General features: G+C 35.5%; 5 protein-coding genes. All 5 read right to left on the bottom strand.

Features of this window, described 5'->3' with window-relative positions; all coding sequences use genetic code 11:
- Nucleotides 1-137 precede the first annotated feature (137 nt).
- Nucleotides 138-788, bottom strand: a complete 651-nt coding sequence (prfH, locus tag HHU12_RS32270) for a peptide chain release factor H (protein WP_169660861.1) — start codon at nucleotides 786-788, stop codon at nucleotides 138-140.
- 5 nt (nucleotides 789-793) lie between these two features.
- Entirely contained in the window at nucleotides 794-2,197 is a 1,404-nt protein-coding gene (locus HHU12_RS32275) for an RtcB family protein (protein ID WP_169660862.1), read from the bottom strand.
- A 799-nt stretch (nucleotides 2,198-2,996) separates the two neighbouring features.
- Nucleotides 2,997-5,165 (bottom strand): ligand-binding sensor domain-containing protein, encoded by a 2,169-nt coding sequence (locus HHU12_RS32280; protein WP_169660863.1) that lies wholly within the window; start codon nucleotides 5,163-5,165, stop codon nucleotides 2,997-2,999.
- A gap of 602 nt (nucleotides 5,166-5,767) precedes the next feature.
- On the bottom strand, nucleotides 5,768-6,451 hold the full coding sequence (locus tag HHU12_RS32285) for a DUF2490 domain-containing protein (RefSeq protein ID WP_169660864.1): 684 nt from the start codon (nucleotides 6,449-6,451) through the stop codon (nucleotides 5,768-5,770).
- Between the two features lie 203 nt (nucleotides 6,452-6,654).
- Entirely contained in the window at nucleotides 6,655-7,641 is a 987-nt protein-coding gene (locus HHU12_RS32290; protein ID WP_169660865.1) for a M28 family peptidase, read from the bottom strand.
- Nucleotides 7,642-7,820 lie beyond the last annotated feature (179 nt).

Raw genomic sequence — 7,820 nt, forward strand, 5'->3', positions numbered from 1 at the left:
TACAAAAAACAAAACCAAAATAAAATTTGGTTGAATTATGAAATAAATTTGCTTTTAAACACAGTTCGTCACTTGGAACTGAATATTGGCGAAGTCTCCTGACTTCGAACAGACATTAAAGAACTATCTCTTACATCTTACCTCATCCCTCTTACCTCTCTAAACTCTGTTCCTTTATAAACCTTCACCGCATTACCTCTTTCTAAGGCTAGATGATTCATCCATTGCTGTTCCAGTTTTTCTTTGGTTTGTTCCAGACGTAAAAGTTCAAACTTCTCTTTCATCTTCTCCAATGCTTTTTGCTTGTTCTGATGCTGAGATTTTCCATCCGAGACTTCCACACTGATACCACTTGGTATATGAATGACACGAACGGCTGTTTCCACTTTATTTCGATGCTGACCTCCAGGCCCTGATCCTCTAAATGTTTGGAATTGCAGGTCTTTGGTATTCAATTTTTCAATTGCTTTTTCTTGGAAGAAATCAATGGCGACAAACCAATTCTTGCGTTTATGAAACTTTCTAAATGGACTTTTTCCAATCCACTGAATGGTTCCCTTCCACTCTTTCAGTCCCTCTTCCAAATCATTTCCAGTCACTTTAATAAGTGCTGAACTGATGGTATGATGCAAAGGACCTTCTGACCTAGAAAGCACTTGATGATTGATATTTTTTGACTTCAAATCATCCAATACTTCTTTCAAAAGTTTAGCGACTACCCAACAACATTCAGCCGGACCTCTTCCTGAGGTGATCTGAATAAATAATTCTGCATTACTCTTTCCCATCTTCACTACGCTTTATCCATTCGAACTATTTTGGGAGAAAATGTCCCCACTACATCTACCAAATTGGTTTGGCTTTTCATCACTTCTTCAATGTTTTTGTAAGCGATTGGCGATTCATCCAAACCTCCTCCAATCAAAGTCACTTGCTCATTTTGAAGGATTTTTTTGAGTTGACTTCCTGTCATTTTCTCTTTTGTTTTTGATCGAGAAAACTGACGACCAGCACCATGAGAAGCCGATTGAAGAGAAGCATTTTCCCCTTTCCCTTGCACGATATAGCCATTGGCAGTCATAGAGCCTGGAATGATTCCCAATACGCCTTTCCCTGCTGGAGTTGCTCCTTTTCGATGCACAATACATTCCGTTCCATCCGCTTGCTTTTCTTTCCAAGCAAAATTGTGATGGTTCTCTACTTTCGCTACGGCTTTAATTCCTAAAGCTTTTGCCAAATGATAATGGATTTGGTCATGACAAGCTTTGGCGTAATCCCCTGCTAAATTCATCGAAAGCCAGTATTCCTGCCCTTCTTGAGTGTTCAAATCCAACCACGCTAAGTTTTGGGTGGGTGAAGGAAGAAGGCATTTTTCTTTAGCAATAGAAGTATAATGATTGGCAACTGTAGCTCCTAAACCTCTCGAACCGGAGTGGGCAAGCAAACCAACATATTCACCTCCCTCTAAATCAAAAGGATTATCAGCAGGAAGCATTACTGTACCAAATTCCACGAAGTGATTTCCCGAACCTGAAGTTCCTAGTTGTCTCCCCGCTCTTCCGTGTAACTGTCGTAATAATGACGTTGATAAAAACTCTTCTCGATCCAAGATTTCATGTTCTTGAGTGATGCCCAATTCTCCGCCCGTACCAAAGTTGGTATATTCCTTTAAGGCTTTTTTGATTTGGTACTCATATCGCTTTAAGAAATTCGTTGGAAGCGGATAGATTGTCAAACTCATACGACAACCAATATCTACTCCCACACCGTAAGGAATGACCACATTATTGGTCGCTAAAACACCTCCGATAGGAAGGCCATATCCTTGGTGAGCATCCGGCATCATAGCACCACCATGCACTACCGGTAATTTCATTGCCCATCGCATTTGTTGGTAGGCATTGCTACTGATATGTTGGCGTCCGAAAACGTTAAAGTCTTTGGCTTCCGATAAGAGTTCTACCTGCTTTCGCTGAATATTAATTTCTGGTTGAAATACTTTGGCAATTGGTGATAGTACCTCATCTTCCAAGTATTTCGAATAATTGTTTTTGATATCCTCAAGCAACGTTAATTGATCTTGCATTGAGGTATGTTTATAATGCTTCGCCATTATTTGAACAGCAAGACTAATGGCTTTATTCGAAGCATATTGAATGGCACGAAGGTGTTTACCCTTCAGTTTCTGTTGGCCCATAATTTTTGATATACAAATCAACCCACTGTAATTAATATTGTATTACTTTTTATGTAAAAACAATAGTATACAGTGATTCAGGATTAAGTGTATACTTAAATAACCTGATAGAAAAAATTAAATTAAAATGGTGATAGACTGATATAGAGATTAGGCCATGCTTTTTGATAAAGATGGCGGAATTCAAAACATCAAGAAATTTTGAATTTCAGTCTACGATTCGATATGTAAATTAAAGACCAACATCATGATACCCTCCTTTTTTTAGTTTTAGAGTGAATTGTGTGTTTATGATCACAAAGGTAATTGAAAATAAGTGAGTAATGCAAATTTTTGAAGGAAGAGGGGTTTTAGGTATTCTATTTCTCAGCTTAATACCATGATGACTATCTGAAAATTTTAGTGGTTAGACGGCCCACTCCTTTTAAAAAGTTAGAAGAAAATTGGGTCTTCAATTCATTTTTCATGTGTGTTCTTCATTTTTTCCATTGATGAAAAAACGAAGCAAAAAAATCTAGGCTGTGAATGCAAAAGCTAAATTTTATTCCATAAGCCTAAAATCTTCAAAACTCGATCAAAACTACAGCGTTTTGAAATGCTCAAACAAACGAAGATTTTTTAACGGCTTATTCCACAAAATTCTTAACGCTTTTCCATTCAATGCCAACCGCACCCCAAAGCATCATTAAATTAATTTTAGTATCATCACACAGATTCTAAATAAAAAGTATACACACAAAAAAGCCGGCTTACTTTCAACAATAAACCGGCTTCTCTTCCAAAAAACATTTGTAAAACACTAATACTCTAAGTTCTTATCTACCAATATAATAGCAGTTTCGAACTGTATTGATTGTTCTACTTTTTCTAGGAAAATCTCTTCAAAAGTTTTCTTTATTTGCTCCTCTTTTTTCTGATTTTTTTGTAAAGATGTCATCATCGCCGAAACAGGCTTTTCTGCGGTTACAATACTCACTCTATCTTGTTGATCAAGGAACATATTGATTATATTTCTTCCTGCATAAAAGTTTTCTGGGGAATAAATCTTCCATTGCTGACCATCGTAATGAACAATTTTATTTTCTTGAGTGGTAGCCCATAATTGATTGGATTTATCAAAACAAACATGCTTCACCCAACTTGACAATAGCTGTACTGGAAACTGTTCTTTCAATGTCTTCTGCAAAGTAGATAAAGGCACTACTTCTGTGAAAGCTCCCTCCTTCAATTTATAAATGGCGTCTTTACCAATAGAATAAGGTGTTCCCTGATAATCTTCCGCCATAAACATGGATAAGTAACCGCCTGCAGGGTTTTTATGGAGTTTAAATCCATCCTTATTAAACTCTCCTAGTCCTTTTAAGTGACTCACCCAAAGTGTCCCTTTTTCATCAATTTCCAACTGATGAAGGCCATATCCTGTTTCTAATCCCGTCTCTTCTGTTGTATAATATTGGATGCTATCTCCATTCATAGGATGGTAAACATACCCTTCGCCAGTCACCAACCATAAAGCATCATTGACGTGATCATGAACCATTCTTTTTACCTTATTACAGTTCCAATGTTCATCCAATCCAAAAGTCAATTGCTCTATTGATTCATCTACCTTCATCTGGAAAGTGTATTTCATGGAAGGTGTGGAGAAATACAAAGTACCTGAGTTCTTATCGATCGACCAGTTTTGTGGATATAATTTCACATCTGGATATTTATAACCAGCAGATTTGGTCAATGTTCCTGCATTAAATTCTTTGATATTTCCTTCTGCATCAATTTTCTTAAAAGACTCTCCATCTACAGCCAAAATATATTGATTACCTAAATTGTCCGTCAATCGATCTTGCCCTACCAAATTCATAAATTTGCCATCTCCGTCCGTATAAGTGTTCAAAACTCTCAAGCTATTTTGAGATTGAAATGCAGGTAAATCAAATACTACAAGTGCCCCGTTTTTTACGGTTTTTTTAGTGATAAAACTGTTATTAGTGTTGTGATATTCTACAGCTACAACACCTGATGATAGCACAAATCTATTTTGGTTATCCACTTCAATATCTGTCACCTCTACCCCTTCGGTATTCAACACACCATAAATGATGGATTCTGACTTGTCAAAACGCCATTCTGTTTTTTTACTTCTGATATTATAAGTAATCACAGTACCACTTGATAAAGCAATTAAAGCCTCGCCATGTTTGTTGACTGCAAATTGTTTGATCTCATCTTCATCAATCGAAAACTGTTCTTCCAACTGTCCTTCTTTAAAAAGGAAAACTTTATTTTTTCCCGTCACCCAATAATTACCTTGCTTGTCTTCAAAAATATCCGTCAGAATATGCTCTTCTTCGATCACTGTCATTAAAGGGCTATTATCTTTTTCAGAGGGAAGTTTATGCATCGTAACATTTTTTCCATCAAAATGAACCAAACGGTAAGCAGGCGTTTTCTTACCTTCATTATTTTCAATGTATTTTAATTGACCGGCAATAAAACCTTTCTTCAACCCTGTAATGTGATACAACGACCATTCATCTTCTTCTACATCTCCTTTAGTCGTTGTTTTATTATTGATAATCTTACAACCTGCCTTTAAATCGGGAAAATAAAAATTACCTGATTGATCCCAATCTCCCATAAGGTATTGAAAATTGGTCTTTTTAGATTTCAATAAAGAACAAAGTTTTGTAGCTGAAATATCTGTAAATTCATTATTTCCTGCTTCCTCAAGCTTTGTATCATTGAGCAGTAAAGTTGTGTTTTCTCCCACTGCCAATATAGTTCCATCACTCAGCCTTTTCAAAGAGGCAATAGAACTTGCTGTTTTAATAATTTGATCTTCTTTTTGAGAAAATTTTCCCTGCTCATAAACATAATTATGACCGTAAACTGTCCAATGACGGGAGGATTGAGCGAATATTGAGTTAGTATACAGGGTCAAAAAGAGTAATATGTAACTTAGTCTCATTTTTTGGAATTTAAAATTTATAAAATAGAAGAGGAGAGTAAACGTATTAGTGAGCTTTTAGAAGAGAGAAATAATAGTTTAGATCAACGAAGATGTTTGTCAGTTCAACTGAAAATGTTTACTCCAAAATTTAGATTTAAGACTTGTTCCTAATTTCAAAATCAGGCAAGCGATGATAGTTTGTTTACATAAATAAAAGCATCAAAACGATCTGTTATGATCTTGAAAATAATATGTAAGCTGACTTTCCGATATTGCTGTGTTAGCATCACTCTTCCTTCGTAAAAAGAGTATTTTCTGGCAAGTAAATATTAGAGAGCTGAATAGTTCGTTCCATGACAATAGTTGTAATTTTTGATTTATCTTAAGTTCTAAGCTTTGTTAACGCAAAATTAGGAATTATCCGCGAATAATAAGTTTATTTTATAGATTTCTTTCTTATTGAGTATCAAAACCTTCACTATTTAGAATTAGTATTCTGATAAATCAAGACAGTACACTATCAAATGCTTCTTTAGGGTTAAAAAATTGATCTAAAGCAAAAATTAAGGCTAACTCAACCGAAATTGAATTAGCCTTAATCTGAATGATTTTGTAGATCTTTATCCTTCTTTATAAAACTTCAATTTTTGAGTGATAAACAACTGAAAACGGTGTTCATTAGGATGACCATTTTTCGATAGATACATATAACCTGACTGAAGATTTAAGGTAGGTGTCAATTGGTACCCCAACATTGCATAAGCTCGGTTTTGATTTAATTGTGCACTTGGTGTTACATCCACAAGCACTTCATTACCAAAAGTGGTAAAAATGACTCCTTTCTCCATGACCTTACTCGTTAATGGAATACCAAACTGTAAGCGATAACGAGCTCTTGTTTTAAAGTCTCCTTCAATTGACCTCAACTCATACCTGTAACGATGTTGAAGGTGTACCCTGCCGAATGCTTGTTTACTGATCACCTGCAATGTAGTTCTATACTCACTACTATTGATTTTTGATTGTCCATCAAAAGGCTCAGTCCAATTGGAATGATATTCCTGGCTCAATCCAATTTGTAAATTTTTATCAACTGAGTAACTCAAAAACGGACGTACAAAAAAGCTTTGTGCGTCTGATGCAAATTCATAAGTTCTCACTTGGCTTTCAAAGAATAATTCCCATTTAGGGTTTAATTGATAAAAGCCATTGTAGACATACCATGATCCGAGAGATGGATTGTCTTGTGCAATGGAAAATTGACTGATAAATAGAGTTAAGATAAAGATTAGTTTTTTCTTCATTACTATAAATTATAAATAGCCTTAGTTTAAAAATAAACACAAATTTAACCTAAAATTCATATTTTATTCACATAACACAATACACAGTTGAAAATTTGGGTCATTTTAAATAAACATTCACAATACTTACCCAAAAGAAACAAAAAAGCTACTCTAACCTATGCGATTAAAGTAGCTTTAGTAGAATAATGATTTAAAATTCCTTATTCGTTATATAGTACTTGCAATAAAGTAACACCCACAGCATTTAATGATTCTTTGCTGATGGCATCCATATTGTCTTGGTGCGTGTGCCAATGCTGGAAGAATGTTCTCTGTCCTGTAGGGTCAAGGTCGATAATATCAATCATTGGGATTCTTGCGATGCGGTTTACATACACGTGATCGTCCATTAATTGAGGACCGTCTTGATTGACAAATAAACCTCCGAAACCTTTACGCTCAGCAGTCTTCCACACTTTTCTTACAATTCTTGGTGCAAACTGTCTTGATTCTCCTTCTTTTAAGAAAGTAGGATTTTTACCACCCACCATATCTAAAAGAATGCCGTAATAAGCTTGGTAACCTTCTACGTGAGGGTTTTCTGCCCAATATTTAGAACCTAAGCAATACCCAGAATCTCCTGATTGATCTTCTGCAAAAGCTGGTCTTCCATAATCTTCCACATCAAAGAAAATAATATCAATACCCACTTCTGGCTTCAGATTAGAAGTACCCAACTGTCTTGCAAGCTCTAAAAGAATACCAACGCCACTACCGCCATCATTTGCTCCTAAAATAGGTTCATGTTGATCAAAAGTATCTTGATCAGCTACTTGACGTGTGTCCCAGTGTGCTGCTAAAAGGATTCTTGTTTTTTGTTCAGGGAAAAAGCTTCCTATAATATTTTTTCCATTCAACGTGGTACCATCATAAGCAGGAACTATCACAGGTTGTTCGATCACTGTTGCTCCATGACGAATTAATTCACTTGCCAAATAAGACCCGCACATATCATGTGCCATTGTATTGGGAACTCTTGGTCCGAAATCAACTTGAGCTTGAACATATTGATAAGCCGAGTCTGCGTTGAAAGTTGGAATAGGTTTATCTTTTACTTTTGTCGTAGTTGAAGAAGATGATTCATTATTTCCACAAGAAAATAACGATAAACAACTCAACACGGCAATAATTATTTTTTGCTTAAACATGCTAATAAAATATTACACTAAAAAATTTCAATTTTTCTTGGTTCTCAAAGGTAATATAAATCCTGAAAGAGCCCTTATTCAAATCGCATCAGTTAAAAATTAGGTATAATCAAGTAGGGTAAATATGGAATAAGTCTACGTCTATCCCATATTTATCCCTCTCACAGAACCGTGCGTAC

Origin of the sequence: Flammeovirga aprica JL-4 (assembly GCF_012844305.1) — a bacterium.
GTDB classification, from domain to species: domain Bacteria; phylum Bacteroidota; class Bacteroidia; order Cytophagales; family Flammeovirgaceae; genus Flammeovirga; species Flammeovirga aprica.